The sequence below is a fragment of the Pseudomonas yamanorum genome, from assembly GCF_013386765.1.
Lineage (GTDB): Bacteria > Pseudomonadota > Gammaproteobacteria > Pseudomonadales > Pseudomonadaceae > Aquipseudomonas > Aquipseudomonas yamanorum_A.
Genome location: NZ_JACARE010000024.1, coordinates 85,867 through 106,579, shown reverse-complemented (window position 1 = coordinate 106,579; position 20,713 = coordinate 85,867). Strand labels below are relative to the sequence as shown.

Below are 20,713 nucleotides of genomic sequence, written 5' to 3'. Positions count from 1 at the left end.
TCAGGGGGTGTTGCGGGCTCTAGTCCTAGCGCCTTGAAAGGCAAAGCGCATAGGGACCAGGTGTAATGCGCGAGTATTACTTTTTACCCAGGGTGATCTGCTTGGACGGGCCGAAAGTCTGGCCGCTTACGCCTTTGGCGATCTGCTGGATTTCGCCGCCCTGCTTGAGGAATGCAGCAATTTGGTTGTTGATCGATTCGCTGGTTTCAACGGCGGGAGCTGGCTTTGCTTTGCTGTTGGATGCTTTTACGCGCATGGCGGCCACTAACCTGTAGAAAATTAACTTGGCCATGCATCGTACATGAAATGCTTGACAATTGCTTGGCAAATATCCTCCTGAAATAATGGCGGGCTTATGAATTGCCCACAATTAATGATTGAAATAGTCACCTAACTTGCTGTTTTAACTCGAAACCCATGGGGAAAAAAGGCTGCGTGCACTGGCAGAATCCAGGCCGATGATCTGACGAGCGGGTTGGTGGCCGGCAAACCCATGATTTTTCAGGCCTGTGCGCCGGTACGCGGGACCGCCGCCGTCAACTCGGGTAGAATGCCGCCCACGCAATGAGGGTATTGAAAATGGCTTTAGTCGGGCGCTACAACAGCTTGCAAGTGGTTAAACACACTAACTTTGGTTTGTACCTGGATGGTGATCAAGAGGGCGAAATCCTCTTGCCCAATCGTTATATCCCCAAAGATATTCCCAGTGAAGATGAAGACTGGCTCAACGTTTTTATTTATCTGGACAGCGATGACAAACTTATCGCCACCACCGAAAAACCAAAAGTACAGGTGGGTGAATTTGCCAGTCTGAAAGTAGTTGAAGTCAACAGCATTGGTGTATTCCTCGATTGGGGATTGCCCAAGGACCTGCTGCTGCCTTACTCCGAAGAAAAGCGCCAGCTGACCGCCGGTGAATATTGCGTGGTGCACGTCTACCTCGACAAACACACCAAGCGCATCACCGCCACCGCGCGCCTTGACCGCTACCTGGACAAGACCCCGGCCACCTACAAGGTAGGCCAGGAAGTTGACTTGCTGGTGGCCGAGGCCACCGACATGGGCTTCAAGGCCATTATCAACAACAAGCACTGGGGCCTGATCCACAAGAACGAAGTGTTCAAGTTCCTGCGCCCGGGCAAGGAAGAGAAAGGCTTCATCAAGGAAATCCGTGCCGACGGCAATATCAGCCTGAGTCTGCAACCGGTGGGTGAGGAAGCGGCGTCCAGCCTGAACTCGAAGATCCTTGCCAAGTTGCGCGAGAACAACGGCACCTTGCCGGTCAGCGATAAAAGCGACCCGGCAGTGATCAGCAGTTTGTTCGGTGTCAGCAAAGGCAACTTCAAGAAGGCCATCGGTGCCCTCTACAAGCAAGGCAGCATTGTGATCCACGCGGATCGTATTGAACTAAGCTGATCGCGGTTTGCTCTTCTGTAGGAGCCGGCTTGCCGGCGATAAGGCCCGTGAGCCTTGGGCGATTCTTCTGACGCCATCGCTGGCAAGCCAGCTCCTACAGGATCATGTGAATGTCCAGAAAAACCCTCTTCGCCTATCTCGGCACCTTGCTCGCCTTTTTGATCCTCGACGGCCTTTGGCTCGGCGTGTTCATGGGGCCGACCTACAAAGCCCTGCTTGGCCCGCTGATGCTCGATCAACCGCGCCTGTTCCCGGCCGTGGCGTTCTATCTTCTTTATGTATTCGGTTGTGTGGTGTTTGTCGTCCTGCCCGCTTTGACGAGCGGCGGCTGGCAACGCGCCGCGCGGCTTGGCGCGTTGCTGGGCCTGGTGGCCTACGGCACGTATGACCTGAGCAATTGGGCGACCTTGCAGGGCTGGTCCGCCGGGTTGGCCGTCATGGACATTGCCTGGGGCACCTTCCTCAGTGCAGTTTGCTGCACCTTCGGCTATCAATGTGCACGCAAGGTGCACAATTGATTGTGTACAGGATTGGTCTGCACCATCCCTGAGCGAAGCCGCACCGTTTAATCATCTTTACGCCTCCTGTAGATCCAGGCCTGGCGCGGGATTGTGCCGGGTTTCGCGCCATTGGCACGCATTCTGCTCATCAACTCGTATACAAACCATGCCGCCTCCCGTACGCACTCCCGTCGCGGGTGGCAGGCCGGTATTTACGAGGAGCCCTGCGATGACCGAACAATTGCCCAAAGGCTACAGCCCGCGCCTGTACAACCAGGACCTGGGGCCGCTGCCGCAAAAATGGAACTGGTACAACATCTTCGCTTTCTGGATGAGCGACGTGCACAGCGTTGGCGGCTACGTGTTTGCCGCCAGCCTGTTTGCCCTGGGGCTGGCCAGTTGGCAGGTGCTGATCGCCTTGCTTGCCGGGATTTGCATTGTGCAATTGATCGCCAACCTGGTGGCCAAGCCGAGCCAGCAGGCCGCGGTGCCATACCCGGTGATCTGTCGGTTGGCCTTTGGTGTGTTCGGGGCGAATATTCCCGCGGTGATTCGCGGCTTGATCGCAGTGGCCTGGTACGGGATTCAGACTTACCTGGCGTCCAGCGCACTGATCATCGTGGTGCTGCGGTTTTTCCCACAGATGGCGGTATACGCAGAGCCACATTTCGCCGGCCTGTCGTATCTGGGCTGGTTCGGTTTCCTCAGCCTGTGGACGCTCCAGGCACTGGTGTTCTGGACCGGCATGGAATCTATCCGCCGCTTCATTGATTGGGCGGGTCCGATCGTCTACGCAGTGATGTTTGCCCTGGCCGGCTGGATCGTCTGGAAGGCAGGCTGGGCCAATATCAGCTTCACCCTGGCGGAAAAATCCTTGTCGGGCTGGCAGGCCTTTGGCCAAATCATCGTGGCGACCGCATTGGTGGTGTCGTACTTCTCCGGCCCGACTTTGAACTTCGGTGATTTCAGTCGCTATTGCCGCACGATGAAGGACGTACGTCGCGGAAATTTCTGGGGCTTGCCGGTTAATTTCCTGGCGTTCTCTCTGGTCACCGTGGTGATTGTCTCGGGCACCTTGCCGGTGTTCGGCGAAATGCTCCACGACCCGATCGCCACCGTCTCGCGCATAGACAACGACATGGCCGTGCTGCTGGGGGCGTTCGCCTTTGTCACCGCGACCATCGGCATCAATATCGTCGCCAACTTTGTCTCACCGGCCTTTGATTTCGCCAACGTGGCCCCGAGCAAGATCAGCTGGCGCGCCGGCGGGATGATTGCGGCGGTGGCCTCGATCTTCATCACCCCGTGGAACCTGTTCAACAACCCGTTGATGATCCACTACACCCTCGACATCCTCGCAGCGTTTATCGGGCCGTTGTTCGGGATTCTGCTGGTGGATTACTACTTGGTGAAGAAGCAGAAGATCGACGTCGACGCGCTGTTCGATGACAGCCCGAACGGGCGCTACTACTTTGACGGCGGCGTGAACTGGACGGCGGTCAAGGCGCTGGTGCCCGCGACGCTGGTGGGCGTCGCGATCACTTTCACCCCGGCGTTGCAGGGCATGGCCAACTTCGCCTGGTTTACCGGCTGCTTCCTGGGTGGGCTGTTTTTCCTGGTGTTGGCGCGGCGTGAACAGGTTCGCGCAGCTGTGCCGATGGTTGCCGGTTGACCAGCACCGATCCCGCCACCAACAAACCGGCGCCAGCGACCACCAGCGCCGGTTGCAGGCCACCACTGAGGTGGCTGCTGACCGATGCCAGCAACGGTCCGCTCAATTGGCCGATCGCAAAGCTGGCGGTCAGCAACCCGGTGCTGCGCTGGTAGCCGTGGGGGGCGACCTCACGCAAGCGCGCCATCACCAGTTGCATGCACGCCAGGAATGGCCCGCCGCACAGCAACACCCCCAGCGCCAGCCCCCAACCGTTGCCCAACAGGCAGGCAAACACCCCGGCCGCTTGCAGCCAAAGGGTGGTCATCAGCCAGCGGCGGGTGGTGTCCGGGTCCTTGCGGCGCAGGCTGGCGGCGACCACGCCAATCGCGGCGGCCAGGCCAAAGCAGGGCCAGAACAAGTCCGCCTGCCATGCACCCTTGAATTGCGCGCTGGCCATCTGTGACAGGAAGGTCGCCGGGATGATGTAGCCCAGGCCGTACAGCACGTAGATCCAGCACAGGTGCGTGATGCTGCCGTTGCAGGCCACGGCGGTGTGGCTGGCAACGGGTGAGCTGGCGGCGGAAGGCTTGGGCAGGAAGGGCAGGATGGCCAGCAGCATCACCAGCGCGACCACGCCATACACCAGCCACAAGGTTGCAGAGTCTTGCCCCAGCAGGTTGGAGCCCAGGGCCAGCAACCCGGTCAACAGAATCCCCAGCCCCGGCCCGGCAAATACCAGCGCACCCAGGCGTGGGCGCCCGGCCGCAATGGCCAGCGGCTGGCTCAGGCTGGTGATCATCACCAGCGCCCATGCGCTCGCCACACCGGTCCCAAAGCGCAGCAGCAGATGCGGCCAAAACCCGTGGGCCCAGTACGACGCCAGGGTCAACAGCACGCATAACCACAGCCCGCCATACAAACGCCCGCGTACATGGTGATGGCTGCGGGCGAATATCGAATCCACCGCGCCGACGAAGTAGCCCAGGTAGTTGGCTGCCGCGATCAGGCCGGCGCCGGTCAGGTCGATCTGGCCCTCGCTGAGCAGATGCGGCATTTGCGGGGTCAGTGCGAAGCGGCCAATGCCCATGGCCATCATCAAGGCGATAAAACTGGCGAGTAAGCGGATCAGCGGTGACATGGTGGTTTTTCCTGGGAGCAGCAAGTGACCCTCAGGCTAAAGTGAATTGACTTTCTGTAAAAATGAATAATAGTGAGTAACTTGTTCAGTTTTGGAGAATGGTGATGGAGTTCAGTCAATTGCGTATTTTCCAGGCCGTGGCCGAGGAAGGTTCCATCACCCGCGCCGCCGAGCGTTTGCACCGGGTGCCGTCCAACTTGTCGACCCGGCTTAAACAGATGGAAGAACAGCTGGGTGTCGAACTGTTCGTACGTGAGCGCCAGCGTTTGCAGCTTTCTCCCGCAGGCAAAGTGTTGCTGGACTACAGCGCACGCCTGCTGGCCCTGCATGACGAAGCCCATGGCGCGGTGCAGGGCGGGCAACCGGCCGGCGACTTTGTGCTCGGCAGCATGTACAGCACAGCGGCGATTCATCTGCCCAAGCTGCTGGCGCGCTACCACAAGGCGTATCCGATGGTGAATCTGCAGGTGCAGTCGGCTCCCAGCGGTGAGCTGCTGGAAGGCTTGATCACCGGGCGCCTGGACGCCGCGTTGGTGGACGGGCCGTTGACGCTGGCCACCCTTGACGGCGTGCCGCTGTGTGAAGAGCGCCTGTTGCTGATCTGCGAGGCGGATCACCCACCCGTGCGTGGGCCGCAGGATGTTGCCGGCCGCTCGGTGTTCACTTTCCGACGCAGCTGTTCCTACCGGGCACGGTTGGAAGCCTGGTTTTCCCACGACCGCGTGGCCATGGGCCGGGCCATCGAGATCGAGTCCTATCAGGGCATGCTCGCCTGTGTGATCGCCGGTTCCGGGGTGGCATTGATGTCTGAATCGATGCTCGACAGCCTGCCGGGCAAGGACAGCGTGTCCATTCATCCGCTGGCGGAGCCGTTTGCCAGCGCCACCACCTGGTTGATGTGGCGCAAGGGCATGCTCGGCGCTAACCTCAATGCATGGATTGACCTGCAACAAGAGGGCAAGGTGCTACCAGACACTGAAACCAGAGCGATTGCTTGAACGATCCGTCAGGATTTTGATCAATTCAGTAATAGTTCGTTGTGGTTTCGTTCAAGCAATCCGTAGGACTTAAGACTACTATCTGTAGGAAGCGGCCACAGAATTCCAGCCGCTCGGCATTACCCCAAGGGGGCACCATGAAAGAGAAACTGCAAAACTGGCTGCACGACCTCGGCGTCGCACTCGGCTTGATCGAGCCACCGCTGCAACCGGTGCCAATTCGCACCGATGACGAGCAGCGTCGCCCGCGTCGCAGGTAAGTCCTGAAAAGCGCTCAAACCCCTGTGTTTGGGCGCGTTCTGAAGCGGCATAAATTTTATGTGGGAGCGGGCTTGCTCGCGAATACTGTGTATCAGTGACCTTTACACTGACTGACGCACCGTATTCGCGAGCAGGCCCGCTCCCACATTTGTTTTGTACACTTGCAAAAAACAGGCTGCGGTCAGGAAGTTTTTCGAACAAGCCATTTGATAGTTTCACGGTAATACCTAAGTAGTCCGATTCTGTGCACTCCAGTCAGGCTTTGGCGTTCAAGTGTCGGAAGTGGACTACCTGTTTGTCAGAAGTGTCTGGCTTATTCAATTCTGAAGATAAGCGTAGGTTGAGTTCCGTTAGGAAAAGATTTGTATCGTTTGCGTTTTCAAACATCCCAACTTTATTGAACTCCCCTTGAGCAAGTCAGAGTTGTTGGAGATAAAGCCATGATGCTTTCTTCCGTCCCGCCAGTCGCCGCGTCACTGATCGCCACAACCGGAAATATCTTGCATATCGCACCTGTGTCGAGGTGCTGGAAGGCCGATGCACCCAGTAACGTAGTGTTTTTCCCTCCATCATTAACCAAGCAAGCTCTGCTCATACAGATCGGACTCTTGCGTCCAACAACGATCATTGTCGCAGACCAAACTATCGATGCAAACGTCATAGAGCAATGGCGTATATCTCACCCGTTTGGAGACCTTTACTTAGTTCGCAGAGGTACGAGCCTGGATAAGGTGCGATTGGATTTGTGCGTATCCAACAACATTCGGGTGATCCATACGCCCGGAGTTAATGCGCCGCATGTTGCTGCTTATATTGCGCACTGGTTGACACTCGCCGATGGCTCCCTGCCTCGTGATGTCTGTGTACTGGGATACGGCAATGTAGGAAAAGAACTCGTCAAGTTATTGCTTGAACTGGACCCGGGGGTTCGGATCAAGGTGTTGTGTCGACGCGGTCGGATTCCCGACACTGTCGAGAAAGCCTTTTCCGATTGCAGGGTGTCATTTGTCGAAGACTGGTTCGAGGCGCTGGACGGGGCCAAGGCGGTCGCCCTCTGCTTATCCCTGAATGTTGAATCTGTTCATCGCATTGATCAGGCCCTCATTCAGCATATGCACAGACACGCTCGCCTGGTCTGTGTCGCCAAGCCCGATGTCTTCAGCGACGATGCTTTGCAGGCCCTGGCAACAGCTGAAGGCATTCAGCTTGTATTGGACTACGGGCCCGGGACACTGGATGCGTTTCGGCTGCGTACACAAGCGCTCGGCTGTGGTGTTTCCACATGGCGCAAGCCGGCGACACTGACTACACAGGCGGCAACCACCGAAGCCTGCAATGGAGACCTTGACTATGCGGTCTCTGTTCAACTGAGCCTGGTGGCCTTGCGCGGCCTTGTCAGGCGCAAACTTGCACACTCATTGATCATCCCTTCTCAGCAGGCGCATGCCGGGGCGCCGCGCGTCTCGATTATCGGCCGGGGTATCAACGGCCTGCTCCAGGCCGTGATGTTCCGCTTGGCGAATTATCAAGTCATGGTTTATGGGGGAAATCAGCAGGCAGATGGAGCCAGTCACAAGCAGGTGAACATGCGCCATTTGTCAGCGACGGAGACCACTGCAAAGCCGCTGCAAAACGATTACCTGACGTGCGGAAACCGGTATTTGGCATTTGAGTGCAATCGTGCGGGCATCGAGTTGTTTGAAAAGCTCCTGGCCGACAACCCGTCGCTGGCACGATTCGCGCGATCGCGGATTGTACGAGCCTATGTGGAGGATGCCATTGGCGTAGATGCCGCGATCCGCGAGCAATGCGATATCGAAAACAGGCCTTGGCCGAGTGGCAAGCCGGGACGTGAACCTGTAGAGATCAGCCAGCGGCAATTCCAGGAGAAACATGGAATCCCTGGGATCGGCCGGTCTATTGAGGTATCGGGCTACGATCTGGAGTTTGTCCATCTCATGGATGAGATAGAGGGGCTTTTGCAGCGCTCCGGTGTGCAGTTCCTGCCCCAATATCTGAGTCCGGTGCAAATTGCTGACCTGAGCAGAGAACACTTCGTCATCACCGCCATGGGGGTAGAGGAAGCAGAAGTCATCGCGATCACTGGCTGGTTTTTCAAACTGCGTGCTGTGGGTAATGAAGGTGCTGGAATGCGCGGGCTCAAGTTGCAATACGATTTGCCAATCGGCGTCATGAATTGCCGCCTGGATGGGGACTGCATTCTTGTCTCCGGCGGGCAGGTTCCGCCCGATTCGACGCAGGAGGACAAGGAGCAGATATTGGCGGCGTGCCTGGCTGCTGTTTCTCGGCACTTTCCGACGTCCTACCGCAGGGCGATCGAAAGTGGCGACTTGCACATTATCGAGTGTGCGAGACCCGGCACCGCAGATGGACTTTCAATCGTTTATTGGTCGGCCTACAACCGAATTGTCGCGGGGGCAACGTATGCCGCAGGCACAACCCAGGGAATGGTATGGGCCTCGTTGGTTCAAGAGGTCATCCAGGCAAGAGCGCCTGCGGTTTCGGCAATGTGGGAATGAAAAAAAACGGGTGCGACATCCGACGTCGCACCCGCTGAAGAAAGCTGCTTTCAAATGTTCGTTCAGACCGCCCGCGCCGCCACCGCCTCCGGGCGGCGCGACAGCAAACTCACCACCACAAAGCTCACCAGGCCCACGCCCAGGCTGTAATAGATCGGGGTATTGGCGTCCAAACCGTCCTTGATCATGAACACCAGCGCCGTCACGAAGCCCAGGGTCATGGAGGTGATTGCCCCGGAAGTGGTTGCACGTTTCCAGAAAATCGCCCCGATCAGCGGAATCAGCATGCCGCCCACCAACAGGTTGTAAGCCAGGGTCAGCGCGCTGATCACGTCGGTCACCACCAGCGCGATACCCAGTACGGCAATCCCCGTCAGCAAGGTAAACAGGCGGTTGATCTTAAGGCTCGACTGTTTGCCGCCCCGCAGGCGCGGCAGCAGGTCTTCGGTCAGTACGGTGGAGGCGGCGAGCAGGCCGGCGCTGGCGGTGGACATCATTGCGGCCAGTGCCGCAGCAATCACCAGGCCGCGGATACCGTCCGGCAGCGAGACTTTGACGATGGCGGCAAACGCATTGTTGACGTTGTCCAGGTCCGGGATCAGCACGTGGGCGGCCATGCCGATCAGCGCACAGGCCAGGCCGTAGAGGATGCAGTAGAAACCGGCGAAAGTGCCTGCGTACTTGGCGACCTTTTCGTCACGGGCGGTGAACACCCGTTGCCAGATGTCCTGGCCGATCAGGATGCCGAAGAAGTAGATCATGAAGTAGGTGATGATGGTGTCCCAGCCAATTTCAGTGAAGCTGAAATTCGACGCGGGCAGCTTCGCCACCAATTCATCCCAGCCGCCGACGCGATACAGGCAGATAGGCAGCAGGATAAACATCAGGCCGACGGTCTTGATCACGAACTGCACGATGTCGGTCAGGGTCAGCGACCACATGCCGCCGATGGTCGAGTACACCACTACCACGCCACCGCCCAGCAGCACCGAGATCCAGAACGGCAGGCCGAACAGCACTTGCAGCACGGTGCCGATGGCCAGGATCGAGGTCACACCGATCATCAGCGCGTAGGCCAGCATGATCACCGCACTGGCCTGGCGGGCCATGGGGTTGTAGCGCTTTTCCAGGACCTGGGTCACGGTGAAGATTTTCAGTTTCAGCAGCGGCTTGGCCAGGAACAGGTTCAGCGCAATGATCCCCGCACCCAGTGCGGCGCACAGCCAGAAGCCGGAAATGCCATGCACATAACCCAGGCGCACGGTGCCGACGGTGGACGCTCCGCCCAGCACGGTGGCAGCCATGGTGCCCATGTACAGCGTCGGGCCGAGGTTGCGGCCGGCTACCAGGTAGTCTTCATGGGTCTTGGCGCGGCGCATGCCGTAGTAGCCGAGCACCAGCATGCCGGCGGCGTAGATGAGGACGACGAATAGATCTAAAGCCATGACGGCGAGTCTCCGATTTATCTTTTTTATGTGGGGCTAAAGGGGGCTGTGTGGCGAGGGAGCTTGCTCCCGCTGGGCTGCGCAGCAGCCCCAATCCATTCCACGCCATTCATCAGGCGGCCTCGCGACTGCTGCGCAGTCGAACGGGAGCAAGCTCCCTCGCCACAGTCGGGCCGTAGACCGAGGCAGGCTCAGGGAACACGCGAAGCAGCGTCAGGTACACCAGCGAGGCCAGGCCAAGGGTCACCGGCAGGCTGATGTCGATGCCGTCGGCGAGGTTGCCCAGCGGCCCGACAAACTGCCCCGGCAGGTTGACGAAGCACAGGCCCACCAGCGCACTCGGGATCCAGGCCCCCAGGCCGCGCCAGTTCCAGCCGTGGCTGAACCAGTAGCGCCCGCCGGTTTCACCGCGGGTGAACACTTGCAGGTCGTCCGGGCAGTAGTAACCCCGGCGTACGATCAGCCCGATGATCATCATCACCATCCACGGCGTGGTGCAGGTGATGATCAGCACGGCGAAGGTCGACACGCTCTGCACCAGGTTGGCGGCGAAACGTCCGATAAAGATGAAGGCAATCGACATCACCCCGATCAGCAGCGTCGCCTTGACCCGTGACAGCAGCCGTGGAAACACGCTGGACATGTCCAGCCCGGTGCCATACAGCGACGTGGTGCCGGTGGACATGCCGCCGATTACCGCGATCAGGCACACCGGCAGGAAGAACCAGCTCGGTGCCACCGCCAGCAGGCCGCCGACGTAGTTGTTGGCCGCGATATAGTCCGGTGCCTTGACCGCCACGATGGTCGCCGTGGCCAGGCCGAACAGGAACGGGATCAGGGTGGCGATCTGCGCGAACACCACCGCCAGCATGATCCGTACTTTCGAGGTTTCCCGCGGGATATAGCGCGACCAGTCACCGAGGAACGCACCGAAGGAAATCGGGTTGCTCATGGCCACCAGTGCCGCACCGATAAACGCGGCCCAGAAGCCGGTCTGGCCGAGGGCAACGGTGCCGGCGAAGTGGCTGTCGAAAGCGGGGGCGAAGGCGAAGATGCCCAGCAGGAACAGCAGGCTCGCCGCCCACACTGCAATACGGTTGACCCACAGCATGAAGCGAAAGCCGTAGATGCATACCGTCAGTACGAGAATGGCGAACACGCCGTAGGCCAGGCCCAGGGTCAGGTCGGTTTCCGGCAAGCCCACCAGCCGTTTCGCACCGCCCACCAGCGCATCGCCTGAACTCCACACCGACAGTGAGAAGAACGCGATAGCGGTCAGCAGCGACAGGAACGAGCCGACAATCCGCCCGTGCACCCCAAAGTGCGCACCGGAAGACACGGCGTTGTTGGTGCCATTGATCGGGCCGAACAGGCCCATGGGCGCGAGGATAACCGCCCCCACCAGCACGCCCAGCACAATCGCCCAGACACCGGCCTGGAACGACAGGCCAAACAGCACCGGAAAGCTCCCCAGCACGGCGGTGGCGAAGGTGTTGGCGCCGCCGAAAATCAGGCGAAACAAATCCTTCGGCCCGGCGGTACGTTCGTGGTCCGGGATCTGTTCGACGCCGTTGGTTTCTATGTTGCGAATACTATTTTCGTTGTTTTTATTATTCATGATCAGCTCCGATCACATTGGCTAAGGGGGCGGCAGCCCTTCCGGCATAGCGGACAAATGTTCGTGACAGGCCAGCCACAGGCCTTCTTTTTGTTGTGTGCGATCACCTTGTCGTTTGAAGACAATGGTCTCGCGTTCCTGGCTAAAGAATTGCTCCCCGTTCATGCGCAGCTCGGTGGCCACGTCATGCACAAATACCGCGACGTCACCTTGCAGGCTGACGAATGCGTTGCTTGAGGTGCAGGACAGCACCTCGAATCCTTCGTCCCGGCGCCAGCTGTCCCACAACACCTGGTAGGCGTCGCGACTCAGCAGCGGCTGGGGGAGGGTGTAGAACACGAAGCTGGCGTCGGCGCTGAACGCACCAAAGTAAGCCTCGCGGTCATTGCGGGCGAAGGCCGACACCAGGTCGGCCGCGGCTTTTAATACCTCGGCCTGGTCGTTCATCAGCGGTGCGCCACGCCAGGCAGTACGCAGAGCATTTCGTACAGCAGGTTGGCGCCCAGCAGCGAGGTGTTGCCGGTGGTGTCGTACGGCGGCGAAACTTCTACCAGGTCGCAACCAATCAGATCCAGGCCTTGGCAGCCGCGGATGATTTCAATCGCCTGGATCGTGGTCAAGCCACCGATTTCCGGGGTGCCGGTGCCAGGCGCCCAGGCCGGGTCGATGCCGTCGATGTCGAAGCTCAGGTACACCGGGCCGCCGCCGACTTTTTCGCGTACTTCAGCCATCAAGGGTGCCAGCGAGTGGTGCCAGCATTCTTCAGCCTGCACTACACGGAAGCCTTGCTTGCGGCTCCAGTTAAAGTCTTCGGCGGTGTAGCCCTGGGCCCGCAGGCCGATTTGAACAACGCGGTCGCAATCCAGCAGGCCTTCTTCCACCGCCCGGCGGAAGGTGGTGCCGTGGGCGATTTTCTCGCCGAACATGTGGTCGTTGACGTCGGCGTGGGCATCGATGTGCACCAGACCGACCTTGCCGTGTTTCTTGTGGATCGCCCGCAGGATCGGCAGGGTGATGGTGTGGTCACCACCCAGGGTCATCGGGATCACGTTGTGTTCGAGGATCTCGTCGTAGGCTTCTTCGATGATGCGCACGGCGTCCAGCAGGTTGAAGGTGTTGATCGCCACGTCGCCGATGTCGGCAACCGACAGCGAGTCAAACGGAGCGGCACCGGTGGCCATGTTGTAAGGGCGGATCATCACCGATTCGGCGCGGATTTCCCGAGGCCCGAAACGGGTGCCGGCACGCAGGGATGTGCCGATGTCCAGGGGCACGCCGACGAAGGCGGCATCCAGGCCCTTGGCCGATTGCAAATGGGGAAGACGCATCATGGTGGCGATGCCGGCGAAGCGCGGCATTTCGTTGCCGCCCAGTGGTTGGTGGAAAATCTTGTCCACGGGATTGCCTCATCGTTTTGTTTATTAGAAGCCGATTCTGCGAAATGCACGGGAAGGGAAGAATCGGCAGGGGCAAATACTTAGTTCAGATTTTTCTAAACTAACGCTTAAGGTAAACTCGGCTGCAACTGTAGGCGCTGGCTTGCCAGCGATGCAGGCGCCTCGGTGTACCAGGCGCACCGAGTGGATGCCATCGCCGGCAAGCTGCTACAGGTTTTGTGTTACTTGGAGATCTTATGGCCAACGCCTTGCCCGACCTGAAACTCCTGCGCATCTTCGTCAGCGTCGTGCGGCACCAGGGTTTCGCCAATGCTCAGCACGAACTCAACCTGTCCACCTCGGCCATCAGCACCTATATGAGCCAGCTGGAAGCCGCGCTGGGCCTGGTGCTGTGCCATCGCGGGCGGGGCGGGTTCAGCCTTACCAGCAAGGGCGAGCTGTTCCATCAGGAAACCCTGCGTCTGTTGGGCGAACTGGAAGGCTTCGAGCAATACGCCGCTGCACTCAAAGGCGAGTTGCGCGGCACCCTGAAGCTCGGCGTGCTCGACTCCACCGTCAGCGACAAGGCCCTGCCGTTTGCCGAAGTGATCGGTGCCTACAGCCAGGAGCACCCGGCGGTGCATTTGCACCTCTCGGTGATGAGCCCGTACGAATTGCAGCTGGGGGTCCAGGACAATCGCCTGGACCTGGCCATCGGTGCCTTCTCCAACCGCATGAGCGGGCTCATCTATATGCCGCTCTACCGCGAACAGCACTGGCTGTATTGCAGCACCCGCCACCCGTTGTTCAACGAGCGGCGCATCCCTGAGCAAGTCATCACCCAGCAGCGCATGGTTGGCCGCGGCTACTGGAGCCAGGCCGAACTGGCGCGCCATGGCTTCAAGCACAGCGCCGCCACGGTGGAAAGTATGGAGGCGCAATTGATCCTGGTGCTGTCCGGCGCCTACATCGGCTACTTGCCGGAACACTACGCCCAGGCCTGGGCCGACAAGGGCGATTTGCGGGTGCTGCTGCCGGCGACCTTTGGTTACCAGGCGCCGTTCTCGATGATCATGCGCCGGGGCCGCAGCCGCGAGCCGTTGATCCAGACCTTCCGCGATTTACTCAAAGCCCAGCTCAACCAGGCCTGAAAACCATGTCCAGACCCCAATGCTCCCGCTGCCTGCGCCCCACCACCCATTGCCTGTGCGCGCTGATCCCCCGCCTGGACAGCCGCACCCGCGTATTGCTGTTGCAGCATCCGAGTGAGGTCAATCACGCCTTGAATACGGCGCGGTTGGCGGCGCTGGGATTGGTGAATGCGCAGTTGGTGGTGGGGGAGGTCTTTGAGGACATGCAGACGCTATTAAACCCTCCGGGCTACCAGGCGCGTTTGTTATTCCCTGCCGAGGGTGCGCAACCGTTGCAGGCTTACACGTCATCTGACGAACCGTTGTTGTTGGTGGTGCCGGACGGAACTTGGCGCAAGGCGCGCAAGTTGCTGCACCTCAATCCCTTGCTGGCGGCGTTGCCCCGGGTGACGCTGGCGGAAGGTGCCGTGTCCCGCTACCGCTTGCGCAAGGCGCCGGGCCCTGGAGCGTTGTCGACGGTGGAGGCCATCGTTCAAGCCTTGCAGACGCTCGAAGCGCCTGCGTTATTTGAGCCGCTGCTGAAACCGTTCGAGGCCCTTATCGACGGTCAGATTGCTGCCATGGGGCCAGCGGTTTTCGAGAAAAACCATGGTTGAGGTGCACGCGCCATAGATACCGCGCAGGCGGCGGGTGACGGGATAGGCTGACCTTTTCAGGAACACGGAAATGGCCGACCCGATTACCCCCGCAGCGCTCCCGGACACGCTGTACGAATTCATGATGCAGCAACGCGCTCCGCTGATGGCTGAGCCAGAGTGGCAGGTGTTGCAAGCACTGGATGCCATGCGAGCGTCGTTCGACGATTTTTTCGGTGCGCTCAACCACGAAGAACGGCTTGAGTATGTACGCCTGCAAGGGGCATGGGTGGAGGCGCAGAAAGCCCTGGAGCAGGCGGTTCTTGAACTCACAGACGCGTTTCGGCAACAGGCACTGGCTTCATTGCGCAGCGAGCTGAAAATCCTGACAGGCCAGGACATCGACCCCAGCGTCGCGCGTATCCATACGCGTTATCTGCAACCGGCAAGCCGTGTGCGACGGGCATCTTCGGGCGCCGGCGGAACGGTGGAGGTCGCCAGCATTACTTTTTGGGACGCGGCCTGCATGAGTTACGACGGTCTGACTGGCTGGAGCTATCCCGGCCGGACCGGCCTGGCCGATGCCAGTTATCTCGATGCAGGTATCAATGCCACCGCCGGACAGTTCATTGCGTTGGTGCGCAGGCTTGATATCGGCGGTCAACTCAAAACCCGTCTGGACCAGGCGTTGATGGCCAACGCGGCCCTGGGAAGTTGCCTCATGGGGCTGGCGACGACCGAGTTTGAGTTCGCCTTGATAGAGGCACTGAAAAACACAACGGCCAGTCGAGTCGACCGGGACAAGTACCAATACGTTAAACGCGCTTTGACGGGGGAGGTGCGTTGGGGCTCGATGGAAGAGATGCTGCTGTTCGTGCCGCATGGTGTGGACAACGTCAGTTGGGTGCCTCAATCCTTGGGCCTGACCGGGCAGTACGTGGGCCCACCGCCAGGCGATCGCCTGACGATTCCTCATCTGGTGTTCTCCGTCAGCGGTTGCAATGGGGCCTTCAGCTTTTTTCCGAACCGCCCTGGCGGGTCTCTGCGCCACCATGGCAGCCATCGAGAGGCCTGCCAGGAGTTCCATGTGGCGTTCCAAGCGTTCTATCGCTCGGGTCATGTCGACTGGTTGTATCAGATGATGTTGCTGCGTGATTGCGCACGGTTGAAACAAATCGTCAAAGTCACTCCGCCTCCCGACGCCGGGTTGCTTGCCAAGCTCCTCTATTCGCTGGCTCAAGCCATTCCGAGGGTCGATGGTGTCAAGCAGATCGGCTATGTACGCACGCCAGTGGAAAAAGTGCCGATCGTCAGTTTGTACGATTTTTATGTCAGACGCAGCCGTGCCAACTTGCAGGAGCTGGCCAATGAAACATCGGGTTTCATGACGACTCTGATCGAACTGTTCCAGGCCTTGATCACTGAGATTCTCGATGTGCTGTTGATCCCTGCGCCGGGGGCGTTGAAAGGTTTGGGGCGGGTGCGGGCCTTGGCGATGTTTGTGGCTATGGAGCAGGCGTTGGTCGAGGGCGGTGCCCTGGCGCTTCAAGGGGAGCCCGGCGAATTTCTTCAAGGGCTTGTCGACGTGGCCGATCTGCTGATTGGCAGTCGATTGCACACCCGATTGGACCGTTCCGTGCAACGTCGGCATCAGCGCTTGTTCCAGCGGCTGTCCGTGCCACGCGCAGGCGCTTCCAATCATCAAGCGCTGACCAACCCACAGGTTCTGGAAAGAATGCTCGGCACCCCGGATATTCCGGCCCGGGATCTGGATATTCTGCTCGACTCAAGTGCCACTTCACGACAAACGCTAAACCAGGTCTGGCAGGGCGTGCGTCCTTCTGCATCGCTGACCGAGGCTGTGAATCGGTTCAGGGCCGACAGGCTGATTGAGTGGGTTGCGCAAGGCGCTGATCCCGGTGTGCCATCGCTGGTGGGGGCCGTTGAGGTCATGGCTCCGTTGCTGACCCAACTGGACAATTGGCCTGCGGAAACGGCCTTGAGCATTGAAAACCAACAGGGCCTGGAAGTCCGGCGCTATAGCAAGATGGCGTCATCGCCGGCGACGGACGTGATCAGGGTCACCCGGCTGGAAAATCATCAGTTCGCTTATGCCACTGCGCGCCGGATCAGCATCGATTTTCCACAGGCAATCGCGGAATTGTTGCCGGCGGTTTTTGCGGGTGGGACACAGCCGCTTCGTCAGCAATTGGCGGCGTTGGCAAAGGCCTTGAAAATCGATCTGTTTGAGGCGCTTACCCAGTTCGCTGATGCCAGTCGTTCTGTGCCAGGCGGTGCCGGTGCTTCAGTGCGCAGGTTATTACCCGACAGCATCGGTCACGAGTATCCCGTACCTGCCGTGATTACCCAACTGCGGGCCTTGTACCCCGAACTGAGTCAGGCGCGGTTGTTGGAAGTGCTGCGCGAACATCCCTTGTCGGAGCATCAGCAAACGCAGTTGTTGCACTCGCAACTGCAACCCGAAGCGCTTTATGACGCTTTGCGCGCTGCTCTTCAGGCTGCGCGCCGTTCAGCCATCGTTGATGGGGTTTTCCATCCCCGGCGGTTCAATCGGCAGACTCAGGCCTGGGCCGCAGCGTTCGCCGATGGCGTACTGCGCGACGTTACTGGCCTGGCATTGGTCGTCAGCCCCGCGAAGCAGGCGGTTCCCTACGTTTCGCGGCGGGCCGGGGATCAAACCGTTGTGGTGATCGATCAAAACCGTGGACGATTTTCGCCATTTTTTCAGGGTGAAGGCCTTGTCGGGGCGATGTTTACCGGCGCAGACAGCTTCTATCAAGCGGTCCTCATCCAGCTCTCGGAGAATGATCAGCGCCGATTTGGTGTGAGTACGCAGCAGGCCATCACCGGGTTTCGTTATCGGGTCGCCCAGGCCCTGCTGAGCAACCGTGTCTCTGATGGCTCGTTTTATCCCTGCCAGCGCGCAATCGAGCACTATGCCAGCGCCGTCGATGCCGCTCGTCTTGAGCCGCAGCCTGATGCTCTCGGCCTTTACAGGCTGGGGGCGGATCGCTATCTGTTTCTTGACAGTGCGTTTCTCAAGGTTGTCCAGGGCGAGCCGCCTCAACCCTGGCGCGTCCAGCACCCGGTGCTGAAGGACGCGTATGCACCGGTGTTGAGCCACAACAGTGCAGGCAGTTGGCATCATGAATGGGAGAACCCGCTGACCTGGGACGGCCATAAACCGTTTCATCGCCTGGGGCCATTGGTCAGCACGTTATCGCCGGATGACATCATGCGGATTCAGCAGATCAGTGGCGTTTCCCCGGACATCCTGCGGCGCATGCATGTGCGTAACGAGCGCCCGCCGGCGGTGCTGGTGGAGACCATCGAGCGTTTCAAGGTTCATCAGCGAGTCAAGGCTGGCATGGAGCTTGGCGCGGACTTTTTCGATGAGGTGCTTGCTGAGGTCGGGGCTGCCAGGGCCGATGCGCTCGTTGGTCGAGCGGGCCTCGGTCGCGCCGAGCAGATCGCCCTGCTTGAGGAGAAAGTCCTGTTCAGCCCACCAACAATGGAGCGGTACTTTTTCAAGGCGTTGCTTCACAAGAGCGAACTGTCGTCTGACCCCTTGGCGCAGGTGGTGCAACGGCATTTTCCTGGTTTGACGGCGGCCGTCGCCGAAGAACTGGTGCGTCAAACCAATGCGGATGAGGCACGGCTCCTGGAGTCGGGCCGTGTGCCTTGGACACTCACCCCGTACGTGCGCTGGTGGATCGATTATTTGCGAAAGGCTCGGGCTTTTGAGGGCGTGCACTTGCCTGCTGCGGCGAGTGGAGACAGTTCCAAGTTGATCCTGCATACATTGCCCTACATAGACGGCTGGCCGAATCATTTGCGAGTCGAGGTGTGGGAAAGGGGGCGACTGATCGACAGCATCGGCCCCGTCGACGGGTCGCTCAAGCGTGAATTAGAGTCGGTGGCCGGTCAATACCAGGCATACATCCCCCAACTGAACGGCGGCCGGCAGCCGATAGGAAACCTTGGGGCTTTTTTGCCCGCTCTGTTAGCTGCGCTGCCGGAGTTTGAGCGCCGTGTACTTGGCTACACCCATGCGTCCGGAGTCGAGGAACTGACGTTGATTATTGGCGATCACCTGGAGCGTAACCGGGAGGCCTCGCAAGCCTTACTCAAAATTGGGCGCAACTCCTGGCGCATCCTGCCGCGGCGGATTGCCGATGGTCGTATCGGGTATCCGCTCAGTGGCGGTGATGAACTGAGGCCGATGGATCGCGCGCAAGTGGTGCGAATGCGTGAGTTGTTTCCTTCCCTGACAGATACAGAAGTGTTGGATTTACTGCTGGACGCTGGCGATTCGTTCGGGGAGCGCAAGTTAATCATTGATCATCTGTTCAGCGAGCGAAACGCGTTGAATACAACATTGCAGCGCTGGAACGACGAGGCGTTGGTAAGCGACCCGGACAGCATTTCGGCGGGCTTGCGCGCCTTGGCGGTGACACGGATTCAGCGTTGCTGGGCCAGGGAAGGCTTGACGTTGGGCGTTGCCCAGGAACTCAACCTGGACAGCCTCGACCTGGCGAGTTTGCCGACATTAAGTGCCCATTTCGGGCATGTAACGGTGTTGAGCTTGAAGAACAACCGCCTGACCGAATTGCCTTCGCACTTTCTGCGAAGCTTTCCAGGCCTTCGTGTCCTGTATTTCAACGGCAACCGGCTAACCCGGCTGCCATCGCTGGAGGGGGCTCCCTATCTGGCGGTGCTCAACCTGGCCCATAACCGCCTGAAGTTTGACTTGCAGAGCGAGCTTGAACTGGAAGCATTGACCGGGTTGAGGTCGCTCGATTTGTCGTTCAACCCGCTGGGGCAGGGGCGGCAATTGTCGTTCTATCGCTTGACCAATTTGCAGGAGTTGAGCTTGCGTGCTGCCGGGTTGAACCGCTTGCCACGGGGCGCGGTAGCCCTGCGTTCACTGCGCAGCTTTGATCTGCGTGACAACCAGATCAGCGAGTTGGCCGAGACGGACCTGTTCATCTATCCGCACGTGCATCGGGGGATCAATCTGAGGGGCAATCCACTGAGCCTCCAGGCCAGGCAAATGCTGCGCCGCCTCGGTGAGCGCCAGGGGCAGCCGGATATCGATTTCGGATTGTGGGAGCCTGCGGCTTCGCTTGACCAGCGCGCCAACCGTTGGCTGGCGTTGCTTCCTCCCGCAGAAGTGCAAGGGCGCGAACGTGATTGGGCGGCGCTTCAAGAGCAGCCGATGGCGGACTACTTTTTTGAGCTGCTGGGCAGCATCGCCAAGTTTCCCGGGTTTGTTGACCCTGAATATCGGGCACAGCGAGAAAATGTGACACGACGCATTTGGGCGTTGATCGACGAAGCGCTATTTCATGACGGCGTGGACATGATTGCCTACTTGCCGGCGTATCGATTCATGAGTGGTGGTATCGACGGCTGGCTGCTGTGCTTGCATGAGCTTGAGTTGCACAGGTTGCCGCAACAAATGCTCGCCGCCAACGTACAGAGTACCGGGCCGGCCTTTGTGCATTATTACCGGGCATTACGTCGGATTGATGCCTTGAACCAGCTGATTGCCGAGCGCTTCGCCCCTCAATCCACGGGGCACGCCTGCACGCGAATTTTGAGTTATCGCATCGCGTTAGCCACCAGCCTCGATCTGCCTCAAGTATTACCGGAGCGTTTTAGTGCCTCCACCGCGATCCCTGATGCGCAATCGGTCGACACGCTGCGTCGGGCGATTTTGCGTCAAGAGTCGGGAATCAACTGGCCTGCGCGGCTTCAGAGAGCGCACCACTGGGTGACGTTTCTGGAGCGTAAATATACGACACGATTCGAGTCAGTCCTCAAACGCTTTGACCGGGCCCTGGAAATAGCGACAGACAAAGTTGCCAATGGCTTGATGACAGAGGGTGAGTACCTGAACTACATCACGGTGCTGCAAGGCGCGAGGCAAATGGCCAAAAACACCTTGATTGAGGGACTCACGCAGCAGGAATGGGAAAATTTCGTGGTGGGTTGATTCGTTGCTTATGTCTTTAGGT

General features: G+C 59.3%; 15 protein-coding genes. 9 read left to right on the top strand and 6 right to left on the bottom strand.

Annotated elements, in window-relative coordinates; all coding sequences use genetic code 11:
* Window positions 1–76 precede the first annotated feature (76 nt).
* Complete coding sequence (locus HX875_RS19795; RefSeq protein WP_088422903.1) at window positions 77–256, bottom strand: hypothetical protein; 180 nt, start codon at window positions 254–256, stop codon at window positions 77–79.
* 323 nt (window positions 257–579) lie between these two features.
* On the opposite strand from HX875_RS19795, the gene HX875_RS19790 reads away from it, so the two are divergent.
* From HX875_RS19790 to HX875_RS19780, 3 genes are all read left to right on the top strand, one after another.
* Window positions 580–1,416 carry a CvfB family protein gene (locus HX875_RS19790; RefSeq protein WP_177044871.1) on the top strand — a complete coding sequence of 279 codons (837 nt, stop codon included), beginning with the start codon at window positions 580–582 and terminating at the stop codon, window positions 1,414–1,416.
* A 110-nt stretch (window positions 1,417–1,526) separates the two neighbouring features.
* Complete coding sequence (locus HX875_RS19785) at window positions 1,527–1,934, top strand: DUF2177 family protein (RefSeq protein WP_177044869.1); 408 nt, start codon at window positions 1,527–1,529, stop codon at window positions 1,932–1,934.
* Between the two features lie 211 nt (window positions 1,935–2,145).
* Window positions 2,146–3,588, top strand: coding sequence for an NCS1 family nucleobase:cation symporter-1 (locus tag HX875_RS19780; RefSeq protein WP_177044867.1), 1,443 nt, complete (start codon window positions 2,146–2,148; stop codon window positions 3,586–3,588).
* On the opposite strand, the gene HX875_RS19775 is transcribed toward HX875_RS19780, so the two are convergent.
* Window positions 3,500–4,708 (bottom strand): MFS transporter, encoded by a 1,209-nt coding sequence (locus tag HX875_RS19775; protein WP_177044866.1) that lies wholly within the window; start codon window positions 4,706–4,708, stop codon window positions 3,500–3,502. The two genes, HX875_RS19780 and HX875_RS19775, sit on opposite strands and share 89 nt — an antisense overlap.
* A gap of 104 nt (window positions 4,709–4,812) precedes the next feature.
* On the opposite strand from HX875_RS19775, the gene ptrR reads away from it, so the two are divergent.
* The 3 genes from ptrR (at window position 4,813) to HX875_RS19765 (ending at window position 8,507) form a co-directional block, all read left to right on the top strand.
* Window positions 4,813–5,706 carry a putrescine utilization regulator PtrR gene (ptrR, locus tag HX875_RS19770; protein ID WP_177044865.1) on the top strand — a complete coding sequence of 298 codons (894 nt, stop codon included), beginning with the start codon at window positions 4,813–4,815 and terminating at the stop codon, window positions 5,704–5,706.
* 137 nt (window positions 5,707–5,843) lie between these two features.
* Window positions 5,844–5,966 (top strand): PA1414 family protein, encoded by a 123-nt coding sequence (locus HX875_RS32820; protein WP_003210728.1) that lies wholly within the window; start codon window positions 5,844–5,846, stop codon window positions 5,964–5,966.
* A gap of 441 nt (window positions 5,967–6,407) precedes the next feature.
* Window positions 6,408–8,507 carry an NAD(P)-dependent oxidoreductase gene (locus tag HX875_RS19765; protein ID WP_177044863.1) on the top strand — a complete coding sequence of 700 codons (2,100 nt, stop codon included), beginning with the start codon at window positions 6,408–6,410 and terminating at the stop codon, window positions 8,505–8,507.
* Window positions 8,508–8,569: 62 nt separating this feature from the next.
* Here HX875_RS19765 and HX875_RS19760 read toward each other — a convergent pair whose 3' ends face one another.
* From HX875_RS19760 to speB, 4 genes are all read right to left on the bottom strand, one after another.
* Window positions 8,570–9,952 (bottom strand): sodium:solute symporter, encoded by a 1,383-nt coding sequence (locus HX875_RS19760; protein WP_177044861.1) that lies wholly within the window; start codon window positions 9,950–9,952, stop codon window positions 8,570–8,572.
* A gap of 112 nt (window positions 9,953–10,064) precedes the next feature.
* Entirely contained in the window at window positions 10,065–11,570 is a 1,506-nt protein-coding gene (locus HX875_RS19755; protein WP_177044859.1) for a purine-cytosine permease family protein, read from the bottom strand.
* Window positions 11,571–11,591: 21 nt separating this feature from the next.
* The gene (locus tag HX875_RS19750; RefSeq protein ID WP_177044857.1) at window positions 11,592–12,017 is read right to left on the bottom strand and encodes a YybH family protein; all 426 of its coding nucleotides are present in this window, start codon (window positions 12,015–12,017) and stop codon (window positions 11,592–11,594) included.
* Window positions 12,017–12,967, bottom strand: coding sequence for an agmatinase (gene speB, locus HX875_RS19745; protein WP_003210733.1), 951 nt, complete (start codon window positions 12,965–12,967; stop codon window positions 12,017–12,019). Before speB ends, HX875_RS19750 begins: the two co-directional genes overlap by 1 nt.
* 236 nt (window positions 12,968–13,203) lie before the next feature.
* Between speB and HX875_RS19740 the strand changes: the two genes are divergently transcribed.
* From HX875_RS19740 to HX875_RS19730, 3 genes are all read left to right on the top strand, one after another.
* Window positions 13,204–14,097: a LysR family transcriptional regulator gene (locus HX875_RS19740; protein WP_003210734.1), complete on the top strand. Its 894-nt coding sequence runs from the start codon at window positions 13,204–13,206 to the stop codon at window positions 14,095–14,097.
* A gap of 5 nt (window positions 14,098–14,102) precedes the next feature.
* Window positions 14,103–14,693, top strand: coding sequence for a tRNA-uridine aminocarboxypropyltransferase (locus tag HX875_RS19735; RefSeq protein ID WP_177044855.1), 591 nt, complete (start codon window positions 14,103–14,105; stop codon window positions 14,691–14,693).
* Window positions 14,694–14,763: 70 nt separating this feature from the next.
* The gene (locus HX875_RS19730) at window positions 14,764–20,691 is read left to right on the top strand and encodes an NEL-type E3 ubiquitin ligase domain-containing protein (protein ID WP_177044853.1); all 5,928 of its coding nucleotides are present in this window, start codon (window positions 14,764–14,766) and stop codon (window positions 20,689–20,691) included.
* The last annotated feature ends 22 nt before the right edge of the window (window positions 20,692–20,713 follow it).